We start from the raw sequence: 24,771 nt of genomic DNA, 5'->3' as shown, positions 1-24,771 counted from the left end.
GCCGTCGGCTGTTGTACCAAAGGCCAGTCCGCTCTGTCGGCACCCCACAAACCCTGCCGGGCCATCTGCCGGTTCACCGGCCTTCACCACCCGTACGGGCGCACACGGGCGGCGGACGGCGGGCGGGCGGGCCGGCCCCGGTGGGCGGGCCGGCGTGCCCTCCGGCGGCCCGTGGGCCGGTCCCGGCACCGGGCTGCGCGGTGGGTCCCGGGCCGGCCGGCCCCGGGAGGTGCCGTGCGGCGCCGGGCGCGGTGCGTCGCCCGGCGGCCGGCGCGTACGGGGCGGCGCGTACGGGGCGGGCGCGGGCCGGCGACGGCAGCACCGGACCGGTCTCAGCCGGGCAGGGTCACCGTACAGCGGTGGGTGACGCACGCGGTCCCCGGTGTGATCCGCAGCCGCAGCGCGCGGCCGGTGGCCAGGACCTCGACGCCGGGACCGTGGGCGGTGACCGCGCGCACCGGGTGGTGCCAGACGACGGTCAGCGGGGTGCCGGTGCGCGCCGGTTCGGCGACGCAGAGCACGGCGGTGGTGCCGGTGCGGCGGACCAGGACGCTCGCCGGGGCGGTGGCGGTGAGCGGTCCGGCGGTGCCGGGCCGCCAGAAGTTGACCGCGGTGACGCCCAGCGGGTCGACGAGCACCCCCTGCCGGTGGTCGCTGTTCTCCAGCACCCGCAGCCAGTGCCGGTCCGCGGCGCGGGCGGCGACCGCCGCGGGCGTCGCCCCGGGCATCAGCAGGTGGAGGCAGGAGGCGTTCACCGGGTCGGTGCCGTGGTCGTGCCGCAGGGTGAGGTACCGGCGGGTGAACGGCTCCGGGGAGCCACCGTCGTTGATGTCCCGCCAGGCGCCGGTGCGGGCCTCGCGCAGGGCGTGCAGCCGGCCGCCACCGGGCAGGACGTACCCGCCGTGGCCGCGCAGGTGGACCCAGTGGGCCCGCCGGAAGGTGGCGCTCCAGCCGGTGCCGTCCGGCTGCGCCACGCCGTCCACGGTCACCGCGCCGGGGCCGCCGGGGTCCGGGCCGGCCGCCGGCTCCGCGCCGAGGTTGCGGTGGTCGATCACGGTCTCCACGGCCGTGCCGTCCCGCGCGGTGATGCCCGCCGCCAGGCAGACGACCGCGTCGTCCAGGCAGAACCAGGACTTCTTCGCCCGGAGGGTGCCGGCCAGCCCGCGCAGGTCCTGGCCGAGCGCCGCGAACTCGCCGTCGGTGGTGCCGCCGACCCGGCGGGCGTCCGGCCGGGGCTCGCCCCAGCCGCCGCCCTCGTCGTCGGCCAGCCGCTTGGCGGAGACGGTGATGCCGGGCAGCCGGTAGGGGTCGGCGGTGGGCCAGAAGGCGTCGGTGTACTGGCCGTGCCGGCTCAGCGGATCGGTCCCGCCCCACCAGTGGAGCATCCCGGCACCGGTGTGCCAGCCCCGTGGGTTCTCGCCGTTGCCGTTCTCGTAGTACGCGATCCGGTCGGAGGCCATGGCGATGTTGACGGCCCAGCCGGGGCGGCGGTGGACGGCCCGGTCCATGGCGGCGAAGATCCGGTGCCCGGTCGGTTCGGGCGCGGCCGGCACCGGACTCGCGGCGACGGCGTGCAGCCGCGCCAGGTCGGCCACGTCGAACTGGGGGTCGGTGAGCACCGGCAGCCAGGTGTCGCGTTCGATCCACCCCTTCACCAGCGCGTGCCAGCGGTCCCGCAGCACGGCGCCGGCGGCCGTACCGGGCCCGTCGGGGGCGTCGAGGGCCAGGGCGAGGAGCGTGATGGCCGCCATCACCTGGTGACCGCGCTGGTGGTCGCCGTACCGGACCGGGTCGTCCGGGACCACGCCGCGGCTGACCGCCCGCCCGGAGACGCTGTCCATGACCAGGCCGTCGTACAGCAGCGGCGCCCAGGCCCGTTCGACGCCGTCGTGGACGGTGTGCCGGCCCGGGTCGGTAACCTCCCAGGGCGAGCCGGCCAGCAGGGTGAACAGCCGCCCGAGGCCGTCCAGCAGCACCTGGCCGTAGGTGCCGGTGTAGGGCACCCGGGTGTGCTGGATGAAGGAGCCGTCGGCGTACAGGCCGTCGCCGCGGGTGACGTACGGGAACACCGGGGAGAGCGCGTCGCGGGCGAGCGTCAGCTTGGCCGGGGCCTCGCCGAGGACGCCGCGCAGCGCCACCACCCGGCACAGGTCGACCCGGTTGGCGCCGGTGGAGACGCCGGTGTACTCCCCCAGCACCTCGTCCGGGACGAAGTGGTCCACGGCGGCCAGGGCCCGCTCCCGCAGGCCCGGGGGCAGGGTGTCGTGGAGGACCGCCAGGGTGTCCAGCAGCAGCCGGGGGCTGCCGATCTGCCACTCCCACCAGTTGCCGTACCGGGTGGTGCCCGGGTGGTAGACGGTGCGGTCCAGGTGGTCCAGGCCCGCGGTGACGTCCGCGGCCAGGCCCGGGTCGCCGGTGAGCCCGGTGCCCGGCTGGGCCCACGCCCGGGCCATGGTCTCCAGCCGCCGGTAGCTGGCGGTGATGCCGGCGGGCGGGTCGTAGGGCAGGTCGGGCCAGAGCGACCCGGGGGCGGGCCGCAGGCCGGCGCGGTGGGCGGCGGCCTGCCGCCCGGTGCGCGCCAGCCGGGCGGCGTAGGGCTCGGCGGCCGGGTCGAAACCGGTGCCGAGCGTGATCTCCAGCCAGCGGCGGCGGAGCGCGGCGTACGGGCCGGCGGGCGGCTCCGTGCCGGGCGCGCCCCGCTGCCCGGCCGCGGCGGGCCGGCCCGGTCCGGCGAGGGACAGGCCGAGACCGAGCGCGCCGGTGGTGGCCAGGAAGTCCCGCCGGGACCGGGCCGGGGACATCAGCAGCCGCCGCAGTTGTAGTAGAGCACGTCCCAGTGGTTGCTCTCGCGGGCGTAGACGTTGCCGGAGCCGGACTGCCACATCTTCGCGCCGTCGCCCCGGACGCCGATGTAGGTGAAGGTGCCGGTGATGTAGTTGCTCAGGCAGGTGTAGGGGCTGAAGTCGAGCTTGTAGCCGTTCCAGTGGCTGTAGGTGCCGCCGGCGTGCCCGGTCTCGGTGCCGCCGGTGATGTTCAGGGCGCAGCCGCTGGCCCGCTTGAGGGTCTGGGCGCCCTGGGCGGTGGCCAGGTTGAGCTGTTCGAACGAGGTGCAGGTCGGGTTGTTGCGGTCGGAGCAGCCGCCCGAGGACGACCAGGTGATGCCCACCTCGCGGAACATCGCGGTGGCCTGGGAGTGGGTGAGCTTGGTGACGGTGACGGTGGCGTGCGCCGGGCCGCCGCTGAGCGCGCCGACGCCCGGGGCGAAGAGCGCGCCCATGACCAGGGCGAGGACGGTGAGGACGTGCCGGACCGGGTGGGACATCGAGGAATCCTCCTGCCGGAACCATGCTGACGGATGGCGGTGGTGCAGGTGGAGCAGGAGGATGATGCCCGCTGCTACGCGCGTTGACCAGGGGGCGCGTCGAAGACGGCCGGGACGGTTCCGCCGGGTGACGCGGGTGCGGCCGGCCGGTGACGGCCCGGCGCCGGCCGGCCCGCGAGGGGGCGGGAGCCGGGGGGCCGACGCGGGTCCGGGGTCGCAGGGCCCGGGCGGATCGGCGGGGGCCCGGGCGGGGCGGCGCACAGCGGCAGCCGGGCCGGGCGGCGCCCGCGCGGGGCCTCAGAAGTCGCCGCCGCCGAACCCGCCGTCACCGCCGCCGAAACCACCGCCGCCGTCGAAGCCGCCGAAGTCCCCGGAGTCGAAGTCGCTGCCGGAGACGTCACCTCCGGAGAAGTCGCCGCCGAAGCCGTCGGTGTCGGCGTAGGCCGGGGTGGTGAGCATCGAGCCGAGCATGGTGCCCACCAGCAGGCCGGGCAGCAGACCTCCGCCGTAGGCGGCGAAGTAGCCGCCGGCCCAGGGCCCGTACGCCGGTCCGGCCTCCCAGTACGGCACCCGGCCGCGCGCGGTCTCCACGGTGCGGCCGGCCGGTTCCTCGCCGTCCGCCAGCCGCGCGGCGTCGGCGGCGCACACCGGGACGGTCCGCTCGGCGCCGCCGGGCGGGGCCCACCGGGCGTCGGTGGTGGACGGCCCGTGGCGGGGGTCGAAGAAGCAGGGGGGCCGTCGTTCGGGCGGCGGCTTCCCGGCCCGGCGGGCGGCGAGCGCGGCCAGCGCGTGGCGGCCGTCGTCCAGCGCCCGGGTGACGGCCCGTACGTCGTCGGGGTGGCGCGCGGCCGCCATCGCCGCCTTGGCCCCGTCGTAACCGTCCAGCGCCCGGGTGTAGTCCGCGCGCATCGCGTCGTCGGCCCCCGGCTCGCCGGGGTGGAAGTCCAGGCGGTCGAGTTCCTCGCCGAAGGCGGTGATGTCCTCGTCCACCACCACCCGGAGCTTGCGCAGCGCGGCCTGCTCCTGCGCCTCTTGCCGCCTGCGCCGGCGGGAGGACACCAGGAACGCGCCGATCGCGGCGACGACGAGCAGCATGCCGATGGTGACCAGGGCGCCGACGATGGTGGCGTCCCGGGAGGCGCCGCCCCAGGAGGCCGGGGCGTCGCCCCGGGCCTGTTGCAGCGCTCCGTCCACGAAGTCGTCGAGCTGGCCCGCGGCGTCCCGGCCGCCGGGCGGCTCCACGGAGCGGACGAGGTTGTCCACGGCGCGGTTGGACATCACCGAGGAGTCGGCACCGGCGTCGAAGCCGTCGCCGAGCCGGACGGCGTACACCCCGGTGATCCCGGTCCGGGACCGCAGATCGCTGAGCAGGTTCGCCGCGGGGAACCGGTCGTCCTCCGGGAGCACGGCGACGAACACCGGCCTGTCCGCGTCCCGGATCCGCTCCGCCAGGGCGTTCTGCTCGGAGCGCGAGAGCTGGTCGCGGGCGCCGGGGTCCACGTAGACCGGGCCTTGCCGCAGGGCCCGGGCCGCCTCGTCCAGACCGGTGTCCGCGGCGGCGGCGCCGCCGGCCGTCCACGGCAGGAGCGCCGCGAGGGCCAGCAGCACTCCGGCGAGGAGGGGGAACAGCCGGTTCCGCATACCTTCGACGCTACCCGAAAGAGGGCAAAGAGGGCATGTCGCGCGGTGGTCCGGCGGCGGTCCGCCCGCCACCGACCCCAGCCGCCGCCCGGTCCTGCCCCCCCGCTCCCCTGCCGGCCCCCCGCCCCCCGCCGGCCCGCGCCACAGCCCTGTCCCGTCCGGCCTCGGCCGCCGCACGGGACCATCCGGCCTCGGCCGCCGCACGGGACCGTCCGGTGCCGCCACCGTCCGGGCGCCCCGGGGTCCCGGCAGCCCCGGGGGTTCCCGGCCGCCCCGGCGCGGGGCGCTACTCCTGCGGGCTCACCCCGGCCCGCCGCAGCCCGTAGGCGTACGCGTCGTCCAGCGCCTCCCAGGACGCGGCGATCACGTTGTCCCCGACCCCGACGGTGGACCACTCGTCCCGGCCGTCGGTGGTGGAGACCAGGACCCGGGTGGTGGACTGGGTGCCGTGCCGGCCTTCCAGGATGCGGACCTTGTAGTCCACCAGCTCCATCCCGGCCAGCTGCGGGTAGATGCGCTCCAGTCCCACCCGCAGCGCCCGGTCCAGGGCGTTCACCGGGCCGTTGCCCTCGGCGGTGGCGACGATGCGCTCGCCCTTGGCCCAGAGCTTGACGGTGGCCTCGTTGACGTGGCTGCCGTCCGGGCGGACCTCGACGATGGCGCGCCAGGAGTCCAGCCGGAAGTACCGGCGGGCCCGCCCCTCCTCCGCCCGCTGGAGCTCCTCGCGGAGCAGCAGCTCGAACGAGGCGTCGGCGGCCTCGTAGGTGTAGCCGGCCAGCTCCCGCTCCTTGACCCGCTCCACCACGCGGCCGATCAGCTCCCGGTCGCCGCCGAGGTCGATGCCCAGCTCCTTGCCCTTCAGCTCCACCGAGGCGCGCCCGGCCATGTCGGAGACGAGCATCCGCATGGTGTTGCCGACCCGCTCGGGGTCGATGTGCTGGTACAGGTCGGGATCGACCTTGATCGCCGAGGCGTGCAGCCCGGCCTTGTGCGCGAAGGCGGAGACACCGACGTAGGGCTGGTGGGTGGACGGGGTGAGGTTGACGACCTCGGCGATGGCGTGCGAGATGCGGGTCATCTCGGTCAGCGTCCCGGGCGGCAGCACCCGCCGGTCGTACTTCAGCTCCAGCGCGGCCACGACCGGGAAGAGGTTGGCGTTGCCGACCCGTTCGCCGTAGCCGTTGGCGGTGCACTGCACATGGGTGGCACCGGCGTCCACGGCGGCCAGCGTGTTGGCCACCGCGCAGCCGGTGTCGTCCTGGGCGTGGATGCCCAGCCGGGCGCCGGTGTCGGCGAGCACGGTGGCGACCACCGCGTGCACCTGGGCGGGCACCATGCCGCCGTTGGTGTCGCACAGCACCACCACGTCGGCGCCCGCCTCGTGGGCGGTGCGGACGACCTGCTTGGCGTAGCCGGGGTTGGCGCGGTACCCGTCGAAGAAGTGCTCGCAGTCCACGAAGACCCGGCGGCCCCGCGCGCGCAGGTGGGAGACGGTGTCGCGGATCATCGCCAGGTTCTCGTCGAGGCTGGTGCGCAGCGCGAGCTCCACATGGCGGTCGTGCGCCTTGGCGACCAGGGTGATCACCGGCGCCCCGGAGTCCAGCAGCGCCCGCACCTGCGGGTCGTCCTCGGCACGGACGCCCGCCCTGCGGGTGGCGCCGAAGGCGACGAGGCGGGCGTGGCGGAAGTCGATCTCGGCACGGGCCCGGGCGAAGAACTCGGTGTCCCGCGGGTTGGCGCCGGGCCAGCCGCCCTCGATGAACCCCACGCCGAAGTCGTCCAGGTGCCGGGCGATGGCCAGCTTGTCCGCGACGCTGAGGTTGATGCCCTCACGCTGCGCGCCGTCGCGCAGCGTGGTGTCGAAGACGTGGAAGCTGTCGTCCACCGGACGGAAGGCGGGGGCGGCGGCGCCGGCCGGCGAGCCGTCGCCCGGGACGGTGTTGCTTGCGTCCGTCATGCTGATCTGACTCCTGGTTGGGATCTCGGTCTACCGGAATACCCGGTTCCGCGCCCTTCGATGATCCCTCGCGCTCCCGTTCCCGGCGGGGTCGGGCCGGGAAACGAAAAGACCCCTCGCGGGTGCGAGAGGTCTGCGCGCGGGTCTGGGGGCACGATGGCCGCGCCGTACCGGTTCGTACGGGGCGGTCACTGCGGACCGGCGCGCCTGCTGCCAATAATCATGGCGAACGAGAGCACAGGCCGCATCCTTCCACACCCCGGGGGCGGTCCGCGGGCCGTCTCAGGATGCGGGCGGCGGGCGTGCGGCCGGCGGGCCGCCCGGTCACCCCGCCGTCAGCCGGCCGGGGTGAGCGAGCCGTCCAGGTACTCGCGGACGTGGCCGAGCACCGCCGCCCGGTCCAGCCCGGGCAGCCCCACCACCAGGTGGGTGCCGAAGCCGTCCAGCATGGCCCGGGTGCGCACCGCGAACCGGTCCGCGTCCACCGCCCCGAACTCCCCCCGGGATGCCCCCTCGGCCAGCAGCGCCACCAGGTCCCGGTGCCAGGCCAGCTCCAGTTCCAGCTGGCGGGCCCGGGTGGGCTCGTCGGCCGCCTGCGAGCGGTTCCACACCTCCAGCCAGAGCGTCCAGCGCGGGTCGCGGACGGCGTCCGGCAGGTACAGCTCGACGAAGGCGTCCAGCCGCTCCCGGACGGACACCGGCCGGGACAGCGCCGCCCGCCGCTCGGCGCCCAGCTGCTCCTCGCTCCACATCAGGGTCTGCAGCAGCAGTTCGTCCTTGCTGCGGAAGTAGTAGAGCAGGTGGCCGCTGCTCATCCCGACCTCGCGGCCCAGCTGGGCCATGGTCAGGGCGGCCAGGCCGTGTTCGGCGATGGTGCGCATGGCGGCGGCGAGCACCTGCTCGCGCGGCGGGCTCGCCCGGCGCCTGGGGGTACGGGCCGTACCGGCCACCACCGACCCTCCCTCACTCGTGCTCACCGGCCGGTCCGCCGTGTCCACCGGGGCGTGGCCGGCGGCCGGGGCGGTCCCGGCCGGGGTGTCGCAGGCGCCCGGGCGGGTGCCGGCGGGGCCGGCCGGGGACCCGGGCCGCGCCTCACCGCTGCCCGGCGGTCCGGGGCTGCTGCTGGGTGATGCAGTGTATGCCGCCACCGGCTGCGAAGATCTCCCGGGCGTCGACCAGGGTGACCGTGCGGGACGGGAAGAGCCGGCGGAAGATCCCGGCCGCGTGCTCGTCACGGGGGTCGCCGAAGGCGCACAGCACCACGCCGCCGTTGCACAGGTAGTGGTTGACGTAGCTGAGGTCGGCCGGCTCGCCGTCGGTCTCGGTGACGGTGGGCGCGGGCAGCTCCACCACGGTCAGCTCCCGGCCGCGGGCGTCGGTGGAGCCGCGCAGCAGCGCCACCAGCTCGCGGCAGACCTCGTGGTCGGGGTGGGACGGGTCGGGCTGGGTGTGCGCCACGACCACGCCGGGGGCGGCGAAGGCGGCGACGATGTCCACGTGGCCGCGGGTGCCGAACCGGCCGTAGTCGCGGGTGAGCCCGCGCGGCAGCCAGATGGCCTTGCGGGTGCCGAGCTGGGCGTGGATCTCGGCCTCGGCCCGCGCGCGGGTCCACCCCGGGTTGCGGTCCGGGTCGAGCTGGACGGTCTCGGTGAGCAGCACCGTGCCCTCACCGTCCACGTGGATGCCGCCGCCCTCGTTGACCAGCGGGGAGGCGAACCGGCGGGCCCCGGCCCGGCCGGCCACGAAGGCGCCGATGTGCCGGTCGCGGTCCCACGCCGCCCAGTCCTGGGCGCCCCAGCCGTTGAACACCCAGTCGGTGGCGGCGAGCCCGCCGGGGCCGGTGAGGAAGGTGGGCCCGATGTCCCGCATCCAGGCGTCGTCCAGCGGGGCCTCCACCACGTCGATGCCCGGGCCCAGCAGCCGGGCCGCCGCGCCGCTCTGCCCGGCGCCCGCGACCACCGTCACCGGTTCGAAGCGGCGGACCGCCCGGGCCACCTCGGCCCAGGCGTGCCGGGCCCGCCCCAGGCTCTCCTCCCCCTCCGCGCCGAACGTGGCGTTGGGGCCCGGCCAGGCCATCCAGGTGCGGTCGTGCGGCGCCCACTCGGGGGGCATCCGGTACCCGGCGGCGGCCGGGGTGGTGCGGTCGGCCGGCGCGGCGGTGGCGGCGGGGGTGGGGTCCGCGGCCGGCGCGGGGGGTGGTGGTGCTGGTCATGGTGCGGTCCTCGGGGTGGTTCGGTGGCGGCGGACGGCGGCCCGGGAGCGGCGCCGGCGTACGGCGCGGGGCGGGCGGTGGGGGGCGTACGGCACCGGCGGGCGGCCGGGCGCGCGGGCGGTGCGGCGGCCGTACCGGCCCGGCACCGGCACCGCCGTGCGGCAGCGTCCGGCACCGGGCCGGTGTGCGGCACGGCGGCCGGAGCCGGAGCCGGCACCGCACCGGCGTACGGCGGGGCGGTGGGCGGCGCATCCGGCACACGGCACGACGTCCGGCGGCACGGCCGGAGCCGGCACCGCACCGGCGTGCGGCGCGGTGCCGGCGGGGTTCACAGGAAGTACAGGCGGTTGAGGGAGATCCGGTCGGCCGGTTCGGAGCGCATCGGGGCGCCGTCGAGCGTCACCAGTCCGCTGCGCTCGTCCACCCGGACCTCGCCCAGCCGGGCGTTGCGGACCAGGTCGGCGGGGCCGATGCCGCGGGTGCCGCGCACCGCGACGCGGCGCCGCCGGGTCGGCACGGTGTCCCGCTCCCGGTCCACCGCCGCCCGGGCGACGAAGGCCACCGACAGGTCCGCGGCGGTCGCCCCGTGGGCGCCGAACTGCGGGCCGAGCACGAGCGGCTCGCAGGTGTCGGTGGCCGCGTTCGGGTCGCCGGTGACGCCGTACGCGGGGAAGCCGGCCTTCAGCACCAGCTGGGGCTTGGCGCCGAAGAACTCCGGCCGCCACAGCACGATGTCGGCGAGCTTGCCGACGGTCAGCGAGCCGATCTCGTGCGCCAGGCCGTGGGCGAGCGCGGGGTTGATCGTGAGCTTGGCGACGTAGCGCAGCACCCGGCCGTTGTCGTCGTGCGGGCCGTCGTCCGGCAGCGGCCCCAGCTCCGCCTTCATCTTCCCGGCCATGGCGAAGGTGCGGCGCACCGTCTCCCCGGCCCGGCCCATGCCCTGGGCGTCGGAGGAGGTGATGCCGATGGCGCCCACGTCGTGCAGGACGTCCTCGGCGCCCATGGTCCCGGCGCGGATGCGGTCCCGGGCCATCGCGGCGTCGCCCGGCAGGTCGGTCTTGAGGTCGTGGACGGAGACGATCATGCCGTAGTGCTCGGCGACCGCGTCCCGGCCGAACGGCAGCGTGGGGTTGGTGGAGGAGCCGATGACGTTCGGCACCCCGGCCATCCGCAGCACGTTGGGCACGTGTCCGCCGCCGCAGCCCTCGATGTGGAAGGCGTGGATGGTCCGCCCCTCCAGCACCGCGAGGGTGTCCTCGACCGACAGGCACTCGTTGAGGCCGTCGCTGTGCAGCGCCACCTGGACGTCGTGGTCCTCGGCGACGCGCAGCGCGGTGTCCAGCGCGCGGGCGTGCGCCCCCATGTCCTCGTGCACCTTGAAGCCGCAGGCGCCGCCCTCGGCGAGCGCCTCCTCCAGCGGTGCGGGGTGCGAGGAGGAGCCGCGGGCGAGGAAGCCGATGTTGACCGGCCAGGCGTCGAAGGCGTTGAAGGCGTGGCGCAGCGCCCAGGGTGAGTTGACGCCGACGCCCCAGACCGGGCCGAACTCCTGGCCGATGACGGTGGTCACGCCGGAGGCGAGCGACGCCTCCATCACCCGCGGCGAGAGCAGGTGGACATGGGTGTCCACGGCGCCGGCGGTGGCGATCATTCCCTCGCCGGAGACGATGGTGGTCCCGGTGCCGACGACCACGTCCACGCCGTCGAGGGTGTCGGGGTTGCCCGCCCGCCCGATGGCGTGGATGCGGCCCTCGCGGATGCCGATGGACACCTTGCGGATGCCCAGCAGGGCGTCGATGACCAGGACGTTGCTGATCACCACGTCGCAGGTGTCGCGGACCGCGGCGGCCTTCAGGTGGAGGCCGTCGCGGGCGGTCTTGCCGAAGCCGGCGAGGAACTCGTCACCGGGCCGCTGGGAGTCGGACTCCACCCTCACGACCAGCCCGGAGTCGCCGAGGACCACCCGGTCCCCGGCGCGGGGCCCGTGCACGGACGCGTAGTCCCGCGGGTCGATGCTCATCGCCGTCCCTCCTCGTCCCGGCCCTCGGCCGGAGTGCCGGCCGGACCCTCCGGCGCGGCGCGCCCGGGCCGCCCACCGCCCGGCGCGGCGGCGCCGGAGGTCCCGTCGTCCGCCCGGGTGCGGGCGGGGGTCCCGCCGCCGGGCGCGGCGCCGGCGTCCGGCACGGCGCCCAGGTAGCCGCAGGCGGCGGCCCGGCGGAGCGCCTCGGCGCGGGCCCCGGGGGCGTCCAGCGGCCCGTCCACCAGACCCGCGAACCCGATGGCGACCCGGTCGCCGCCGATCGGCACCAGGCCCACCTCGGCGACCGCGCCGGGATCGAAGCGCTGCGAGGATCCCGCGGGGATGCACAGGCGCATCCCGTAGGCGGCGGCGCGGTCGAACTCCAGCCGCGGGTTGGCCTCGAAGAAGTGGAAGTGCGAGGTGACGCTCACCGGCACGGTGGCGGTGTTCCGTACGGTCAGCCGCACCCGGGGCGTGGGGGCGGGGTCCGCCGGACCGGGCAGCACCGCCCCGGGGGCCGCGTCGCCGAGGCCGGCCGGCCGTCCGTCGGCGGTGGCGCCGCGGATGGGGTCGCTCACCACCGCGAGCCGTGATCCGTCGTCGAAGACCGCCTCCACGTGCACCTCGGTGACCACGTCGGCCACGCCGGGCAGCACGTCGTCGGGGCCCAGGACCGACCGGGCCGCCTCGATCGCCTCGGACAGCCGCCGCCCGTCACGGGCCGCCTCGCAGACGGTGTCGGCGATCAGCGCGGTGGCCTCCGGCACATTGAGCCGCAGACCGCGCGCCCGGCGCGTGCGTGCCAGTTCCGCGGCGCCGAACAGCAGCAGCCGGTCGCGTTCGGTAGGGGTCAGCCGCATCCCGCACCCACCTCCTTGGTTTAGAACGCCACTCTAACTTCTCGATCGTATGCCGCACCAGACGCACCAGCACCGCGGATCTGAGATTTGAGCGACACTCCAAACTCTTGGACGGACCGCACGGACCGGGTGCGGCGGGGCGCCGGCCGGACCCGGACACGACGAAGGGCGCCCGCCCGCCCCGGATGGGGGCGGACGGGCGCCCTTGCGGCTGCTCCGTCCCTGGCACGGCCGTGACGCGGCGGGACCCGGCGGGACCCGGCCGGACGCGGCGGACCCGGCTCAGCCGAGGCGGTGCATCCAGCCGTGGGTGTCCGGCGCGGCGCCGGTCTGCACGTCCAGCAGCGCCTGGCGCAGCTTCATGGTCACCTCGCCGGGCCGGCCGTCGCCCACCGTCCACTCGGCGCGGGCGGACTTCACCGACCCGACCGGGGTGATGACGGCCGCGGTGCCGCAGGCGAAGACCTCGGTGAGCGAACCGTCGGCGTTGCCGTTCTTCCAGTCCTCGACGGAGATCCGGCCCTCGGCGACCTCGTACCCCAGGTCGGCGGCGAGCTGGAGCAGCGAGGCGCGGGTGATGCCGGGCAGCAGCGAACCGCTCAGCTCCGGCGTGACGATGCGGTTGCCGAAGACGAAGTACAGGTTCATGCCGCCCATCTCCTCGATCCAGCGGCGCTCCACGGCGTCCAGCCAGACCACCTGGTCGCAGCCCTGCTCGGCGGCCTGCGCCTGGGCGACCAGCGAGGCGGCGTAGTTGCCGCCGGTCTTGGCGGCGCCGGTGCCACCGGGCGCGGCGCGCACGTACTCCTCGGAGAGCCAGACCGAGACCGGCTGCACGCCGCCGGGGAAGTAGGCGCCGGCGGGCGAGGCGATGATCACGAAGAGGAACTCGTTCGCCGGCCGCACACCGAGCCCGACCTCGGTGGCGAACATGAAGGGCCGCAGGTAGAGGGAGGCTTCCCCGCTGCCCGGCACCCACGCCCGGTCCTGGGTGACCAGGGCGTCGCAGGCGGCCAGGAAGGTCTCCACCGGAAGCTCGGGCATGCCCATCCGGCGGGCGGAGGCCTGGAAGCGCTTGGCGTTCTCCTCCGGGCGGAAGGTGGCGACGCCGCCGTCCGGCTGCCGGTAGGCCTTGAGCCCCTCGAAGATCGTCTGGGCGTAGTGGAGGGTCATGTTCGCCGGGTCGATGGACAGCGGCGCGTACGGGACGAGCTCGGCGTCGTGCCAGCCCAGGCCCTTGGTCCACCTGATCGTCACCATGTGGTCGGTGAAGTGGCGGCCGAAGCCGGGGTTCGCCAGGATCTGCTCCCGCTCCGCGTCGGCGAGCGGGTGCGAGGAGGGCTTGAGCGCGATCGGGGTCGTCGTCATGGGTTACGTGTCCTTCACCGTGTGTTGTGGCGGACCGCGCGGCGATCGCCCCGGGCAACGGTCCCGGGGCGTGCGAGCTTCCCTGATGGTGCGGCCCCGCGTTCGATTATCGCTCGTCGGGGTCCGGCGGGAACCCCCCGGACCGGGCGGAATCTCCGCCGGTGGTGCGAGCGGGCGGATTTCCGGCGGCGGGGCGGTGTCCGGGGTGCCGGCGGGCCGTCAGCCGGCCACCCGGGCGGCGAGCTCGTCGCCGGTGCGGTCGGTGGTGCGCGGGGCGGACGCGTCGCGCCCGGCCAGGTCGGCGGCGACCGCCTCCTCGACCCGCTCGGCCTCCGCCCGGTACCCCAGGTGGCGCAGCAGCAGGGCGACGGAGAGCACGGTCGCGGTCGGGTCGGCCTTCCCGGTACCGGCGATATCCGGCGCGGACCCGTGGACCGGCTCGAACATGGACGGGAAGGTCCCGGCCGGGTTGATGTTGCCGCTGGCGGCGAGCCCGATGCCGCCGGTGACCGCGGCGGCCAGGTCGGTGAGGATGTCGCCGAACAGGTTGTCGGTGACGATCACGTCGAACCGTTCCGGCTGGGTGACGAAGAAGATCGTCGCCGCGTCCACGTGCAGGTAGTTGGTGGTGACCTCGGGGTACTCCCGGCCGACCCGGTCGAAGATGCTCTTCCACAGGTGGCCGGCGTGCACCAGGACGTTGTTCTTGTGCACCAGCGTCAGCTTCCGGCGCGGGCGCGCGGCGGCGCGGGCGTAGGCGTCGCGGACCACCCGCTCCACCCCGTAGGCGGTGTTGAGGCTGACCTCGGTGGCGACCTCGGCCGGGGTGCCGGTGCGCAGCGAGCCGCCGTTGCCCACGTACGGGCCCTCGGTGCCCTCCCGGACCACGACGAAGTCGATGTCCGGGCGGCCGGCCAGCGGGGTGGGGGTGTTCGGGAAGAGCTTGGAGGGGCGCAGGTTGACGTAGTGGTCGAAGGCGAAGCGCAGCTTCAGCAGCAGGCCCCGCTCCAGCACCCCGGAGGGCACCGTGGGGTCGCCGATGGCGCCGAGCAGGATGGCGTCGTGCTCCTTGAGGGTCTCCAGCTCGGCGTCGGGCAGGGTCTCCCCGGTGGCGTGCCAGCGCCGGGCGCCGAGGTCGTACTCCCGGGTCTCCAGCTTCACGTCGGGCGGGAGGACGGCGGTGAGGACCTTCAGGCCCTGGGCCACCACCTCCGGGCCGATTCCGTCACCGGGGATCACTGCGAGGCGAATGCTGCGAGACATACCCGGACCATACTCCGCGTCCCATCCCCTGACACTCTTCGTCCGCCATTCGGACAGATGGCCATCCGTACGGGCGGTGTTCAGCCGCGGTACGCGCCGATGTCGGCCGCTCCTGGGACATTCGGCCGCATGGCTGCCTCACCCTGGCGGGCGCGGCGCGGCGAGCGCCCCGCCGATCTGCCCCGCACCGGCGTCCCGGACGAGCTGGCGGCACGGCTGCCGATGGCCGAGCAGCACGCCTATCTGCGCGAGCGGTTCTCCCGCCGCCGGGTGCTGCGGGCGTCGGCCGCCGGGGCGGGCACCCTGGCCGGCGCGGCGCTGCTGGGCGGCGCGGGGTGCGGCACCGGCTCGCCGTCCCCGTCCCGGCCGGCCGTGCCCGCCACCTCGCGGGCGGCCGGCCGGGAGGTGGTGCCGTTCGGCCGGCACCTGGCGTTCGGCGCCGACCCGCGGACCCAGATGCGGATCTCCTGGCAGGTCCCGCGGCCGGTGCGCGGTCCGTACGTCCGGGTCGGGCTGACCCCGTGGGACCTGGGGGAACGGATCGGGGCCGAGGTGCGCGCGCTGCACACCCCGGCGCTGGACGGACGGACCCCGGCGGTCGAGCAGTACTACCTCCACGCGGCGCTGGACGGGCTGCGCCCGGGCGTCACCTACCACTACGGGGTCGGGCACGAGGGGTACGACCCGGCCGACCCGCGCCGCGCCGCCGCCCTGCACACCTTCCGCACCGCCCCGGCACGGCCGGAGACGTTCACCTTCACCGCCTTCGGCGACCAGGGCGTCAGCCCCGGCGCGCTCGCCGGCGACCGGCTGATCCTGGCCCGGGACCCGGCGTTCCACCTGCACGCCGGGGACATCGCCTACGCCGACAGCACCGGCCACGGCGGCCGTTCGGACGTCTACGACGCCCGGCTGTGGGACCGGTTCCTGGCGCAGACCGAGGCGGTGGCCGCCCGGGTGCCGTGGATGGTGACCACCGGCAACCACGACATGGAGGCGTGGTACTCCCCCGACGGCTACGGCGGGCAGCTGGCCCGCTGGTCGCTGCCGGAGTCCGGCCCGGACCCGCGCCGGGTGCCGGGGGCGTACTCGTTCGTCTACGGCAACGTGGGCGTGGTGGCGCTCGACGCCAACGACGTCAGCCACGAGATCCCCGCCAACCGGGGGTTGAGCGGCGGCGCGCAGACCCGGTGGCTGGAGCGCCGGCTGAGCCGGCTGCGGCAGACCCCGGACGTGGACTTCCTGGTGGTCTTCTTCCACCACTGCGCCTACTCCACCACCGGCGCGCACGCCTCGGACGGCGGGGTCCGGGACGCCTGGGCCGCCGCCTTCGACCGCCACCGGGTCGATCTGGTGGTCAACGGGCACAACCACGTCTACGAGCGGACCGACGCCATCCGCCACGGCGCGGTCGGCCGGCCGGTCCCGATCGGCGCCACCACCGACCCGGTGCGCGACGGCACCGTGTACGTGACGGCCGGCGGCGCCGGAGCCAAGCTCTACTCCTTCGACGCCCCCGACAGCTATCTGGGCCACGAGGCCGGGCCGGAGGAGGTGCGCAGCTACCACTGGACGCCGGAGGGGGACAAGGAGCGGGAGACGGTGGCCTGGTCGCGGGTGCGCTACACCGGCCACTCCTTCCTCAGCGTGGAGGTGGAGCCGGGGAGCCGCCCGGCGATGCGGGTCACCGCACTCGCCGCGTCCGGCGAACGGGTGGACCACTTCACGGTGCGGCGCTCCAGGTGAACCGGCGCCGCGCCCCCGGAGAGCCGGGGGCGCGGCCGGTTCACCCGGGTTCAGCCGGGCGGCCGGGTCCGGGCCGGACGGCCGTGGCCGGCACGACGGCCGGGACCCACGGCCGGGCCGGTCCGGCCGTGGGCGACGGGCGGACGGACGGGCGGGACGTACAGGACGGGCGGGCGGGGGTCAGCCGCGCGGCTGGTGCCCCCAGGCGCCGCCGTTGTCCCGGCGGTCCAGGGCGCGCTGGAGCGCGGCGGCGGCGTTCTTGCGGTCGGTGTCGTCGGAGGTGCGGCGGGCGACCCGGGCGGGCCTGCGGACGGCGGTCTCGGCCATGAGCACGTCTCTCCTCTTGCGATGAGCGTTCGAGAGGGGGAAATGCCGGAAGGGGCGGGGGCCTGGGTGCGGCAGGGGTCGCCTGGACCCGCACCGGGCCACATCCGCGTTCGCTCGATGGAGCGAGACGTTCGGCTTCCACCAACGTAAGTCAGTGGCGCCGCGCTGTCTCCCGATTACTCGGACTTCCTACTATCTGAGACGGCGACGGCCTCAGGGCCCGCACGCCCGCCCCACGCGCCCCACCGGCACCTCGCACCTCAGCCGCACCCCGCCCGCCGCCCGCCCGGGGGGCCGGGCCGGCGATCCGATGCGCCGGCCGGGCCCCGGACGGACGGTCCGGGCGGAGGGGGCCAGGGGGTGCCTGGGCGCAGAGGGCGGGGCTGACCCCGTCCGGCCCCCGGCCTGCGCCCGGGGGCTTCGCTCGCGCGCTCCGCGCGCTCCCGCCCGGAGGCGGGAAATTGGTGAGCCGCGTTAACTGCGGTGAATCACAACTACTTGCTTGGCAGAAGTTAGCACCACCGGGCGGCGACCGTCCACGGTTTTCCGGAACCCGGCCGCCGGGTGCCGGACCGGGTACCCGACCGCCCCGGCCGGGAACGCGACCGCCCCCGACCGGTGCGGAACCGGGCGAGGGGGCGGAGGGCGCGGCAGGGGCGCCCCGGGGGCCGGGGGCGGCCCGCCGCGTGACGGGCCGGGCGCCGTCCGGCGGGGTCCGCCGGACGGCGCGGGCGGGTCGGCCCGGGTGCGGGGGTCAGCCCATGTGCGGGTAGCGGTAGTCCGTCGGCGGGACCAGCGTCTCCTTGATGGAGCGGGTGGAGGTCCAGCGCATCAGGTTCTGCTTGGCGCCCGCCTTGTCGTTGGTGCCCGAGGCGCGGCCACCACCGAACGGCTGCTGACCGACCACGGCACCGGTGGGCTTGTCGTTGATGTAGAAGTTGCCTGCGGCGAAGCGGAGCTTCTCGCAGGTGGCCGCGGCGGCGGCGCGGTCCTGCGCGATGACGCAGCCGGTGAGTCCGTACGCGGACACCGACTCCATCTGCTCCAGCATCTCGTCGTACTTCTCGTCGTCGTAGACGAAGACGCCCAGGATCGGGCCGAAGTACTCGTCCCTGAAGATCTCGTTCTCCGGGTCGGTGGAGACCAGGACCGTCGGACGGACGAACCAGCCCACGCTGTCGTCGTAGGTGCCGCCGGCGACGACCTCGATGGTCGGGTCGTTCTTCGCCCGGTCGATCGCCGCCTTGTTCTTGGCGAAGGACCGCTCGTCGATGACGGCGCTCATGAAGTTCGACAGGTCGGTGACGTCACCCATGGTGAGCGAGTCGACCTCGGCCGCGAACTCCTCCTTGAAGCCGCTCTCCCAGATGGAGCGCGGGACGTAGGCGCGGGAGGCGGCGGAGCACTTCTGGCCCTGGAACTCGAAGGCGCCACGGGTCATCGCGGTCTTCAGCACCGCGCGGTCCGCCGACGGGTGGGCGACGATGAAGTCCTTGCCACCGGTCTCGCCGACCAGCCGCGGGTACGTCTTGTACTTCTCGATGTTGTTGCCGACCGTCTTCCACAGGTACTGGAAGGTCTTGGTCGAGCCGGTGAAGTGGATACCGGCCAGGTCCGGGTGGTTCAGCGCCACCTCGGAGACGTCCTTGCCGTCACCGGTCACCAGGTTGATGACGCCCTTGGGCAGGCCCGCCTCCTCCAGCAGCTGCATCAGCAGCACCGCGGCGTGGGTCTGGGTCGGGGACGGCTTCCAGACCACCACGTTGCCCATCAGGGCCGGGGCGGTGGGCAGGTTACCCGCGATGGCGGTGAAGTTGAAGGGCGTGATCGCGTAGACGAAGCCCTCCAGCGGCCGGTGGTCGCTGCGGTTCCACACGCCCGGCGCGTTCACCGGCGGCTGCTCGGCGAGGATCTCGCGGGCGAAGTGGACGTTGAAGCGCCAGAAGTCCACCAGCTCGCAGGGGGTGTCGATCTCCGCCTGCTGCGCGGTCTTGGACTGGCCGAGCATGGTGGAGGCGGCCAGCGTCTCGCGCCACGGGCCGGCCAGCAGCTCGGCGGCCTTCAGGATGATCGCCGCGCGGTCGTCGAAGCTCAGCGCGCGCCAGGCCGGGGCGGCGGCCAGGGCGGCGTCGATCGCGTCCTGCGCGTCCGCCTGCGTGGCGTTGGCGTAGGTACCCAGAACGGCGGAGTGGTTGTGCGGCTGGACCACGTCGAAGCGCTCACCGCCGCCCATCCGCTTCTCGCCGCCGATGGTCATCGGCAGGTCGATCGGGTTCTGGGACAGCTCCTTGAGCTTGGTCTCCAGACGGGCGCGCTCGGGGGTGCCCGGAGCGTAGGTGTGCACCGGCTCGTTCGCCGGCACGGGGACCTGGGTCACAGCGTCCATGGTTGCCGATTCTCCTTCGTTCGTGAGTCGGGGCGGAGGGGGAGCCGCCGGTCAGCCGCGGCTGACCAGCGACCGCAGGAAGAACACCAGGTTGGCGGGACGCTCGGCGAGACGCCGCATGAAGTACCCGTACCAGTCTGTCCCATACGGGACGTAAACCCGCATCCGGTGCCCCTCCGCGACCAGCCGCTGCTGCTCGGCCTCGCGGATGCCGTACAGCATCTGGAACTCGTACTCGTCCAGCTTGCGGCCGTAGCGGCGGCCCAGCTCCTGCGTGATGGCGATCATCCGCGGGTCGTGCGACCCGATCATCGGGTAGCCCTTCCCCGCCATCAGGATCTTCAGGCAGCGGACGTACGCCAGGTCCACCTCGCGCTTGTCCTGGAACGCGACGCTGGCGGGCTCCTTGTAGGCGCCCTTGACCAGGCGCACCCGGGACCCCTCGCCGGCCAGCCGGTGGCAGTCCTCCTCGGTGCGGAAGAGGTACGACTGCACCACCGCGCCGGTCTCCGGGAAGCGCTTGCGCAGCTCGGCGAGGATGCCCAGCGTGGAGTCCACCGTGGTGTGGTCCTCCATGTCCAGCGTGACGGTGGTGCCCGCCTCGGCCGCGGCCTCGACGACCGGGGTGACGTTGGCCAGCGCCAGGTCGTCACCGCCCGGCAGCGCCTGCCCGAACGCGGACAGCTTCACCGACATCTCGGTCCGGGCGCCCAGGCCCAGCTCCTTGAGCGCCTCGGCCAGCGCCAGGTACGCGTCGCGGTTGCGCAGCGCCTCGGCCGGGTCGGTGATGTCCTCGCCGAGGTGGTCCAGGGTGACCTCCAGGCCGCGGTCGGTCAGCGACCGCACGGCCGACATCGACTCGCCCAGCCGCTCACCGGCGACGAAGCGGTCCACCATCGGGCGGGTGACCGGCGCGGCCGAGACGATACGGCGGATGGCGTCGCTGCGCGAGGCGGCGAGCAGCACGGGACCCAGCACGGGGCACCTCCGATGTGGTGTTTACGAGTGACCGCGGCGGCGCGGCGGTCAAAATGAGCCACCGTGAAACCTAAGCATCCCTCCGGCCGGGGGCCATCGACAGCTGTCACGCATCGGTGGTCACGTTCTCAGACAGATGTATGACAATGGTGACCGGGGGTTTCCCGGGATGCGGTCCCGGGGCCCGGCCCCCGCCCGGGACGCCTCCCGGCGGGCGGCCGGAACCGGCCGCGGGCGGTGCCGTCACGGGCTCGGCCGGGGCGTCGGGCACCCCGGCGGCCCCGGGTCCGCACCGCAGACAACCGGTCGGAAGTGACCAGAAGGGAGCGGCGCGGCGGATGCGCGGCGACTATCAGCAACTGGTGGACGAGATCTCCGCCACCCTCGGCGCGCCGGCCACCCTGGAGGACCGCGACTTCGCCCTGATCGCGTTCGGCGCGCACGACAGCGAGGGGGACGTCGGGGAACTGGCGCTGGACCCGGTGCGCACCCGGTCGATCCTCCAGCGCCGGTCCACCGCGGCGGTCCGGGCCTGGTTCGAGGGGTTCGGGATCGCCCGCGCGCAGGCGCCGCTGCGCATCCCGCCGGATCCGGCGGCCGGGGTGTTCATGGGCCGGATCTGCCTGCCGGCGCTGCACCGCGGGGTGGTCCGCGGCTACGTCTGGCTGCTGGACGACGGCCACCTGTCCGATCTGGAGCTCGGCGGTCCCGGGGCGCCCCGGGACCCGCGGCTGGCCCAGGCGATGGAGACCGCCGGGCGCATCGGCGCGCTGCTGGCCTCCGAGGCGCGTGCCGACGCGGAGGCCGGGGCGCTGCTGCGGGAGCTGCTCACCGGCCCGGCGGCCGGCCGCGAGGCGGCCCGGGCGGGGCTGCGGCAGGCGCTCCGGCAGGCGGCCGACGGACCGCTGGCGGTGGTGGCCGTCACCCCGTGGGAGGCGGACCCGGAGGAGGACGGCGGCGCCGGCTCGCCCCCGCAGGTGCCCGGGGTGGTGGCGGTGTGCGCGATGCCCGGCCGGGGCGGCGGGACGGACGGGCGGCGCGGCGGGGGGCGGCAGGGCGGGCCGGCGCGCTAGCGGCGCTGGTCCGGCTGCGGACCGCCGGCTCCCCGGAGACCGCGGGCACCGCCGGTGAGCGGCTGCTGCGGTCCCCGCGGGCGGCGGGTGCCCGCGCCGTGGACCGCGCGGTGGGCGGCACGGCAGGCGTCAGCGATCCGCGGCGCGGTCTGGACGAGCTGCCGGAGGCGTGGCGGGAGGCGCGCGCGGCGGCCCTGGCGGCGCGGGCGGAGGGTCGGCTGGGGCCGGTCGCCCACTGGTCGCAGATCGGGCCGTACCGGATGCTGGCCGAGCTGCCCGACACCGCCCCGGACCCGGCCGCGCGGACGCTGCTGGACGGGACCAACCCCGAACTGGCGCGCACCGCCGAGGTGTTCCTGGACTGTGCGGGCCAGGCGGGGCGGGCGGCGGCGGCCCTCGGCGTGCACCGGCAGACGCTGTACTACCGGCTGGCCCGGGTGGAACAGCTCACCGGCCTCGACCTGGACTCCGGCGAGGACCGCCTGCTGCTGCACATCGCGCTGAAGACGGCGCGGCTGCGGGAGGCGTAGCCGCCGGGTCGGCGGTGCGGGGCTGCGGTACGGGGCGGTCGTGCGGGGCTGCGGTGCGGGGCGGAGCGACCACGGGCCGGTGCGGGGACTGCGGGCGGCGGGAAGGGGCCCCGGGCGCCCGGGACGGTACGGACCCCCGCGCGCCGGGGCGGGACCGGCGGCACCGGTCGGCCCGCTCGCGGCCACGCCGGCGGAGGTACCGGTTCCGGTTGTCCCCTACGGTCCGGATCAGGGACGAGGGGGGACTTTCCCGGATGTCCGCGCACCCCCGCTTCCGCCACCGTGGAGCCATGACGACGACACCTCGGTCCTCCCTGACCCGCCGGTCCCTGCTGGGCGCCACCGCGGCCGGCGCACTGCTCTCCGCCACCGGCCCGGCCGCCGGACTCACCGCCGGCCGGGCGGCGGCCGCGGGCCGGGCGGCCCCCGGCCCGCCCGGGGCCCGGCCGGGCCTCGACCCCGGCAGGCTGCGGGCGGCCGTCGCGGACCTGGACCATCCACCGGCCACCGCGGCGCAGTTACAGGTGAGCGGGTCGGTCGGCCGGTGGTACGGCAGTTCGGGAGTGGCCGACCTCCGCTCCGGGCGACCGGTCCGGCCGGACGACCGGGTGCGGATCGGCAGCATCACCAAGCTGTTCGTCGCCACCGTGCTGCTGCAACTGGTCGCCGAGGGCCGGGTGCACCCCGGCACCCCGGTCCAGCGCTGCCTCCCGGGGCTGCTGCCCGCCGGGTTCGCCCCGATCACCCTCACCCAGCTGCTGAACCACACCAGCGGCCTGCCGGAGGGGCGCGGCTGGCCCGACATGAGCACCCCCGAGCGGGTCTTCGAGCACCGCTTCGACCGGTGGACGCCCGAGCAACTGGTGGCCACCGTGACCTGGGCGCCGGAGCTGAAGTTCACCCCCGGCACCGTCCAGGAGTACCGGGGCACCAACTACGTGCTGGCCGCGATGGTGATCGAGAGGCTGACCGGGAGACCGTACGGCGAGGAGGTGGCCGCCCGGCTGCTGCGTCCCCTGGGCCTGCACGGCACCTCGGTCCCCGGCGACCGGCGGCACATCCCGGGCCGGCACGTGCACGGCTACCGGCGGATGAGCGACGGCACACTGCGCGACATCACCGTGTTCGACCCCTCCTCCTCCTGGGGAGAGGGCGAGATGACGTCCACCACCGCGGATCTGACCCGTTTCACCCACGCCCTCTTCCGCGGCGAGCTGCTCCCGCCCGAGCTGCTGCGCATGATGTCCACCCTGCCGCCCGGGGAGGTGCGGATGGCGGACGGCGGCCCGGCGCGCTACGGGGCCGGGCTCCAGACGGTCGAGGTCAACGGGTTCACCTTCTGGGGGAAGACCGGCGAGTTCGAGGGGTACGCGTCGTTCACCTTCGCCACCTTGGACCTCGAACGCTGCATGGTGCTCTCGTTCAACCCCGAGCGCCGGGACCGGTCCCAGGAGCTGATGAGCCTCCGGGTCGCGGAAGCGGTCACCGCCGGCGGCCCGGCACGCCGGGCGCCCCGGGCCGCCGCGGTACGGCGGTGAAGCGGTGCGGCGGCCGCGCGCCGCACCGCTCAGCCGATGTGCGTCATCGTCGGTTCGGTGCCCTCCGCCGCGGCCCGGCCCTTCGGCCGGGGGGTGTTCATCAGCGCCGCGACCAGCAGCGACGCCGAGGCCAGGATCACCGCGGCCACCAGGAAGGCGTCCGAGAAACCCTCGACCAGCGCCGCGTCCCGCAGGTCCGGACCGGGCGGCCGGTCGCGGTGGGCGGCCAGGTGGTCGGCGGTGGCGGAGGCGGCCACCGTGTTCAGCAGCGCGGTGCCGAGGGAACCGCCGATCTGCTGGCCGGTGTTGACGGTGGCGGAGGCGATCCCCGCCTCCTGGGCACGCACCCCGTGGGTGGCGTAGTTCATCGAGGGGGCCATCACCAGGCCCATGCCGAAGCCCACCAGCAATTCGGCCGGCAGCACCCCCGCGGCGTAGGAACTGTCCGGGTCCAGCGGCACCAGCAGCGCCACACCGGTCGCCGCGACGAGCAGTCCGGGAGCGACCAGCGCCCGCGGCGGCACCCGGGGGATCAGCCGGGCGGCGACCCCGCCGGCGGCGACCAGCACCGCGGCGGTCATCGGCAGGAAGGCCACCCCGGTGAGCATCGCCGAGTACCCCTTGACCAGCTGCATGTAGTAGGTGAGGAAGAGAAACATCCCGAACATGCCGACGGTGGCCACCGCGACGGCCAGATAGGCCGAGCCCCGGGTACGGTCCAGGACCACGCGCAGCGGCAGCAGCGGGTGCGCCACCCGGCGTTCGACCAGGACGAAGACGGTCAGCAGCACGCCACCGGCGACGAGCGGGCCGACCACCGCCGGGGAGTCCCAGCCCTCGGCCTCCGCCTCACTGCACCCGTAGACCACGGCCACCAGGGCACAGACGGCGAGGAGGACGCCGGGTATGTCGAGCCGGGCCCGGTCCCGGCCGGCCGGGGTGTCCGCGGGCAGCACATACCGGCCGGCGGCGGCGACCGCGGCGATGAAGACGTTGACGTACAGGCACCAGCGCCAGTCGAGGTACTCGGTGAGCACCCCGCCCAGCACCAGTCCGATCGCCCCGCCCCCCGCGGCGATGGCGCCGAAGACGGCGAACGCCTTGGCCCGTTCGGCCGGTTCGGTGAAGCTGACCGAGAGCAGCGAGAGCGCGGCCGGGGCCAGCAGCGCGGCGAACACCCCCTGGAGGGCGCGGGCGGCGAGCAGCACCCCGAAGTCGGGCGCCGCGCCGCCCAGGGCGGAGGCGACGGCGAAACCGGTGAGCCCGATCAGGAAGGCGCGCCGGCGGCCGGTGAGGTCGGCGATCCGTCCGCCGAGCAGCAGCAGGCTGCCGAAGGCGAGGGTGTAGGCGGTGATGACCCACTGCCGGTCGCCGTCGGAGACGCCGAGGTCCCGTTGGGCGGAGGGCAGGGCGATGTTCACGATGGTGATGTCGAGGACGATCATCAGCTGGGCCAGGCCGATGAAGACCAGCGACAGCCGGCGGCGTGGATCGGCCGCCCGAGGAGTGTCCGTGCTCATGGCGGAGCTGCCTTTCGTCAGGCGTGGTACGGA

At 75.3% G+C, this 24,771-nt stretch carries 16 protein-coding genes and 1 pseudogene; 3 read left to right on the top strand and 14 right to left on the bottom strand.

The features are described from left to right. Window positions 1-332 precede the first annotated feature (332 nt). The 10 genes from IHE55_RS21390 to IHE55_RS21345 all read right to left on the bottom strand — a co-directional run bounded on the left by IHE55_RS21390 (window position 333) and on the right by IHE55_RS21345 (window position 14,640). Complete coding sequence (locus IHE55_RS21390; protein ID WP_197990500.1) at window positions 333-2,801, bottom strand: polysaccharide lyase 8 family protein; 2,469 nt, start codon at window positions 2,799-2,801, stop codon at window positions 333-335. Continuing rightward, window positions 2,801-3,322, bottom strand: coding sequence for a hypothetical protein (locus IHE55_RS21385; RefSeq protein WP_197990499.1), 522 nt, complete (start codon window positions 3,320-3,322; stop codon window positions 2,801-2,803). Before IHE55_RS21385 ends, IHE55_RS21390 begins: the two co-directional genes overlap by 1 nt. Before the next feature lie 297 nt (window positions 3,323-3,619). After that, entirely contained in the window at window positions 3,620-4,963 is a 1,344-nt protein-coding gene (locus IHE55_RS21380) for a hypothetical protein (protein WP_197990498.1), read from the bottom strand. 286 nt (window positions 4,964-5,249) lie between these two features. Then, window positions 5,250-6,920, bottom strand: a complete 1,671-nt coding sequence (gene cimA / locus IHE55_RS21375) for a citramalate synthase (RefSeq protein ID WP_232265653.1) — start codon at window positions 6,918-6,920, stop codon at window positions 5,250-5,252. 335 nt (window positions 6,921-7,255) lie between these two features. Then, a complete protein-coding gene (locus IHE55_RS21370; RefSeq protein WP_307826899.1) occupies window positions 7,256-7,870 on the bottom strand; it encodes a TetR/AcrR family transcriptional regulator in 615 nt (204 codons plus the stop codon). Window positions 7,871-8,012: 142 nt separating this feature from the next. After that, the gene (locus IHE55_RS21365) at window positions 8,013-9,032 is read right to left on the bottom strand and encodes an agmatine deiminase family protein (protein ID WP_197990497.1); all 1,020 of its coding nucleotides are present in this window, start codon (window positions 9,030-9,032) and stop codon (window positions 8,013-8,015) included. Between the two features lie 428 nt (window positions 9,033-9,460). Next, window positions 9,461-11,149: an urease subunit alpha gene (locus IHE55_RS21360; RefSeq protein ID WP_197990496.1), complete on the bottom strand. Its 1,689-nt coding sequence runs from the start codon at window positions 11,147-11,149 to the stop codon at window positions 9,461-9,463. Then, the gene (gene ureA / locus IHE55_RS21355; protein ID WP_197990495.1) at window positions 11,146-12,009 is read right to left on the bottom strand and encodes an urease subunit gamma; all 864 of its coding nucleotides are present in this window, start codon (window positions 12,007-12,009) and stop codon (window positions 11,146-11,148) included. Before ureA ends, IHE55_RS21360 begins: the two co-directional genes overlap by 4 nt. 282 nt (window positions 12,010-12,291) lie before the next feature. Then, window positions 12,292-13,377 carry a branched-chain amino acid aminotransferase gene (locus IHE55_RS21350; RefSeq protein WP_197990494.1) on the bottom strand — a complete coding sequence of 362 codons (1,086 nt, stop codon included), beginning with the start codon at window positions 13,375-13,377 and terminating at the stop codon, window positions 12,292-12,294. 219 nt (window positions 13,378-13,596) lie between these two features. After that, window positions 13,597-14,640: a 3-isopropylmalate dehydrogenase gene (locus IHE55_RS21345; protein WP_197990493.1), complete on the bottom strand. Its 1,044-nt coding sequence runs from the start codon at window positions 14,638-14,640 to the stop codon at window positions 13,597-13,599. A gap of 129 nt (window positions 14,641-14,769) precedes the next feature. On the opposite strand from IHE55_RS21345, the gene IHE55_RS21340 reads away from it, so the two are divergent. After that, window positions 14,770-16,386, top strand: coding sequence for a purple acid phosphatase family protein (locus tag IHE55_RS21340; RefSeq protein WP_197990492.1), 1,617 nt, complete (start codon window positions 14,770-14,772; stop codon window positions 16,384-16,386). Window positions 16,387-16,566: 180 nt separating this feature from the next. On the opposite strand, the gene IHE55_RS21335 is transcribed toward IHE55_RS21340, so the two are convergent. From IHE55_RS21335 to IHE55_RS21325, 3 genes are all read right to left on the bottom strand, one after another. After that, on the bottom strand, window positions 16,567-16,713 hold the full coding sequence (locus IHE55_RS21335) for a hypothetical protein (RefSeq protein WP_197990491.1): 147 nt from the start codon (window positions 16,711-16,713) through the stop codon (window positions 16,567-16,569). 754 nt (window positions 16,714-17,467) lie between these two features. Beyond that, window positions 17,468-19,099, bottom strand: a complete 1,632-nt coding sequence (gene pruA / locus IHE55_RS21330) for an L-glutamate gamma-semialdehyde dehydrogenase (protein WP_197990490.1) — start codon at window positions 19,097-19,099, stop codon at window positions 17,468-17,470. A gap of 51 nt (window positions 19,100-19,150) precedes the next feature. Next, window positions 19,151-20,077, bottom strand: coding sequence for a proline dehydrogenase family protein (locus IHE55_RS21325; RefSeq protein ID WP_197990489.1), 927 nt, complete (start codon window positions 20,075-20,077; stop codon window positions 19,151-19,153). Window positions 20,078-20,415: 338 nt separating this feature from the next. On the opposite strand from IHE55_RS21325, the pseudogene IHE55_RS33420 reads away from it, so the two are divergent. Continuing rightward, a pseudogene (locus IHE55_RS33420) lies at window positions 20,416-21,680 on the top strand (PucR family transcriptional regulator). Between the two features lie 290 nt (window positions 21,681-21,970). Next, a complete protein-coding gene (locus IHE55_RS21315) occupies window positions 21,971-23,218 on the top strand; it encodes a serine hydrolase domain-containing protein (protein WP_197990488.1) in 1,248 nt (415 codons plus the stop codon). Between the two features lie 29 nt (window positions 23,219-23,247). Here the strand turns inward: IHE55_RS21315 and IHE55_RS21310 are convergent, their stop codons facing one another. After that, window positions 23,248-24,738, bottom strand: a complete 1,491-nt coding sequence (locus IHE55_RS21310) for an MFS transporter (RefSeq protein WP_197990487.1) — start codon at window positions 24,736-24,738, stop codon at window positions 23,248-23,250. Window positions 24,739-24,771 lie beyond the last annotated feature (33 nt).

Origin of the sequence: Streptomyces pactum, assembly GCF_016031615.1 — a bacterium.
Lineage (GTDB): Bacteria > Actinomycetota > Actinomycetes > Streptomycetales > Streptomycetaceae > Streptomyces > Streptomyces pactus.
Note: the sequence above shows the minus strand (reverse complement) of the source record. Positions and strands in the feature narration are given on the sequence as shown.